3 protein-coding genes are annotated in these 3,415 nt (G+C 71.7%); 1 reads left to right on the top strand and 2 read right to left on the bottom strand.

Annotated elements, in window-relative coordinates; genetic code table 11:
• Positions 1–19: 19 nt before the first annotated feature.
• On the top strand, positions 20–976 hold the full coding sequence (locus tag ACIRDX_RS21885; RefSeq protein ID WP_396627541.1) for a hypothetical protein: 957 nt from the start codon (positions 20–22) through the stop codon (positions 974–976).
• A 109-nt stretch (positions 977–1,085) separates the two neighbouring features.
• On the opposite strand, the gene ACIRDX_RS21880 is transcribed toward ACIRDX_RS21885, so the two are convergent.
• Both ACIRDX_RS21880 and ACIRDX_RS21875 read right to left on the bottom strand, forming a co-directional pair.
• On the bottom strand, positions 1,086–2,813 hold the full coding sequence (locus ACIRDX_RS21880; protein ID WP_396627540.1) for an amidohydrolase: 1,728 nt from the start codon (positions 2,811–2,813) through the stop codon (positions 1,086–1,088).
• Positions 2,810–3,415: dihydrodipicolinate synthase family protein (locus ACIRDX_RS21875; protein WP_396627539.1), on the bottom strand; the 606-nt coding region annotated here is incomplete at its 5' end. The genes ACIRDX_RS21875 and ACIRDX_RS21880, both read right to left, overlap by 4 nt.

The following is a 3,415-nucleotide window of genomic DNA, read 5'->3' as shown; positions in this document are numbered from 1 at the left end:
TCGTTAAGCGTTAAGCGTTATGGTCATCGGCTGCCTTGCCCACCTCGCCGTCGTCGCAGGACTGACGGTCGGCCTCGAGCGCGCCTTCGGTTCGAACGTCGACGAGCTGTTCCGCCCGTGGGCGTCGCTGCTGGCGTCGACCCTGCTCGTGCTCGGCGTGTCGAACTTCCTGCAGCTCGCGCGCGGCTACGGCCAGGGCGATGGCTCGCGGGCCTCCATCCTCGCGCGCGCCGCGACCGGTGAACCGCCGGCCGAGGGTGGCCCCATGGTGGTGACCGGCATGGCGCGGCCGGACAGTGGGACGCCACTCACCTCTCCGCTCACGGGAACGCCGTGCGTCGCCTACGAGTACCGCCTGTATCGTCGTCACAAGCTGTCGTTCGGTGAGCAACGAGGCACCACCGTGATGTGGCTCGGCCTGGCGACGCAGCCCTTCGCCGTCGATGCGGGCGGACGCTCGGTGCGCGTGCTGGCGCAGCCCGACATCGTCGACGTGCAGCGGAACATGACACGGTCACCGGAGCTGCGCGCCAACGCCTCCGCATGGGTCGGGGCCACCGCGTTCCTGCCGTTCTCGGTCACGACCCTGCCGGCCATCTTCTCCGCGATGACGTCGGCGCACGTCGAGCCACAGCCGCGCGGCGTGCGCTTCGACTGGGGACGGGAGGGCACGAGCGCCGATCCTGCCAGGCTGCGGATGGACGAGGGCGTCGTGCCTGTCGGGCAACAGATTTCGGTCGTCGGCCACTGGTCGCCGGAACTGCGCGCCATCGTCCCGGGGCCGGGGGGCCTGGCGGCCACCCGGGTGACCGTGGCGAGCGGCCCCCCGGGGAACCTGTCCTGGAGCGCCACGGCCCTGCCCAGTTCGGTCGCGGCCGTCGCCATCTTCGGCGTCCTGCTGCTCGGCGCCGGCCTGGCGCTGGCGTGGGCCATGCGCGAAGGCCTGCTGGCGGCGATTCCAGCCGCGTTTCGCTAGGGGTAGGGCCGGGTGTCCCACCCGGCCGCTATTCGCAGCGGCGCGGTCGGAGACCGCGCCCTACCTTCCCGTCATTCCGGCCCCGCGGCATCGCAGCATCGCGGCATTTCTACCTCACCACGCTGCCGCCAACGATGGTCACGTCTGACCTGATGTGGCGAATGCGGTCCTCCGGGCAGGCGAGCAGGTCGTCGGACAGGATGGCGACGTCGCCGAGCTTGCCCACTTCAATCGAGCCACGATTCGCCTCGTCGAAGCTCATCGCGGCCGCATCGATCGTCATCATGCGCAGGGCCTCGAGCCGCGTGACGGCCTCCGATGGGCCGAGCACGCGTCCAGACTCCGTGCGGCGCGTCACGGCCGTCGCCATCGTCAGGAACGGATTGAAGGGGTTCATCGCGGTGTCGCGGTCGGCGCCGAACATGTGGTCCGTGTTCAGGGCCACGCGCACGCCGGCGTTGCGCCACGTCTTCACACCGATGAATCGCTCGAGCCGGAGGGCGCCGAGCGCAGCGATCAAGGCGTCCGCGTCCTTGTAGAACCACGCGGGCTGCGTATCGACCAGCACGCCCAGCGCCGCCGTGCGCCTCGCGACCTCCGGTGTCGGGAAGTACGCATGGATCAGCGTGTGCCTGGCATCGGGTCGCGGATGCGCCCGCTGCGCCGCCTCGAACGCGTCGAGCACCACGTCCACGCCCGCATCCCCGGTCACGTGGGCGCTCATCTGCCACCCGCGCGCGTGGCCGGCCGCCATCACCGCGTGAATGACCTCAGGCTGGACCGACAGGAACCCGCGGTAGCGATCCCCCTGCACGCCGTAGAGCGCACGCGACGGCGGGCCGTACGGCTCGCGCATGAACGAGGTGCCGAGCAGGATTCCGCCGTCGACGGTGAGCTTCAGCGGCCCGACCTTCAGCCGGTCGTCGCCCTGCCCCGGCTTCAGCGGCAACGCCTCGATCACGCGGACCGCGTCGGCAGCCTGCATCCCTGCCGGCAGCATCAGCGTGACGGTGGCCCGCACGTGAAGGCGCCCGCTCGCCTTCAGCGCCTCGTAGGCGCGATACCCGTCCACGGAGGCCCCTCGCTCGACCACGCTGGTGATCCCCGACTCCAGGTACACACGGTGCAGGGCCTCGATCTGCTCCAGCGGCAGTCCTGCCGTCGGCGCCGGCAGGTAGCGTGCGAGCGCGGCGCGCGCGTTGCGCAGGAGTCCGGTGGGTTCGCCTCGGGAATCGCGCACGATCTGCGCGCCCGCCGGATCCGGGGCGTCGGCGGTGATGCCGGCCGCGCGCAGCGCCGCCGAGTTCAGCACGAAGGCGTACGCCCCATCGGCCACGGCCGGACGATCGGGCACGGCCGCGTCGAGTTCCGCGCGCGTCGGGAAGCGGCCTTCCTTCAGGCGTGTCGGATAGACGCGCGGGCTCCAGATCCAGCCAGGCGCCGGCGATCGCCGCGCCTCGTCGCGCAGCCACTCCTGCAGTTCGCCGACCGACGCCAGCGTGCGGAACGGACGGACGGCCTCGACGGGCGCCGCGCCCAGCGCGTGGACGTGACTGTCGATCAGGCCAGGGATGACGGTACGTCCGTGAGCGTCGACGACCCGGGTCGACGGTCCGAGCCACGCGCGCACCACGTCGTCGCCGCCGACCTCCACGATCCGCCCGTCGCGGATCGCAAGGGCCTGCGCCCGCGTGTCGGCGCGGTCCATTGTCAGGACCGTGCCGTTGATCACGACGAGGTCGGCGACACCCGGGGCACGCTGGGCCGTGAGTGGCGCGAGCCCGCCGCCGGCGAACGCGGCGCCGAGCGCAAGTCCCAGCAGCACCCTGGCCGTCATGCGAGCCAGGCGTCCAGGTGCTCGGCCACGAACGCGTCGTCGGCCAGGTGCGGGTAGGCGCGGTACACACGGTCGATCTCCTCGACCTGTCCCGGGCTCAGCACCTCGTGCGCGTCGAGGCAGCGGATCGTCTCGAGCAATCCCTGCCGCCGCAGCACCTCGTGGATGCCGGCGATGCAGCCGGCAAAGCCGTTGGCCGCGTCGAAGAAGGCCGCGTTGGCGTCGGTCACCTCGACCCCGGTCGCCAACAGCGCCGCCGGCACCGCAGGCGCTGCCGCCGCGGCCTGGCACTCCGCGAGCAGGCGCACGGCGCCAGACGTCCACACGGCCCAGTGACCGAGCAGGCCGCCACACACCCGCCGCACGCGCCCGCCCTCGCCGGGAAACGCCGTGACGAGGTCGGCGACGATGTTGTCGTCGTTGCCGGTGTAGAGGGCGATGTCGTCGCGCCCCGCGTCCATCACGGCGCGCACCACGTCGAGGGTCTGGTAGCGGTTGAACGGCGCCATCTTGATCGCGACGACGTTGGGAATCTCGGCGAATCGTCGCCAGAACGAGTACGGCAGGCGCCGGCCACCGACCGAGGGCTGCAGGTAGAAGCC

It is taken from the genome of Luteitalea sp. (assembly GCF_044337415.1).
In the GTDB taxonomy this organism is placed as follows: domain Bacteria; phylum Acidobacteriota; class Vicinamibacteria; order Vicinamibacterales; family Vicinamibacteraceae; genus Luteitalea.
The sequence above is the reverse complement of the archived record's forward strand: the minus strand, read 5'-3'. Positions and strand labels throughout refer to the sequence as shown.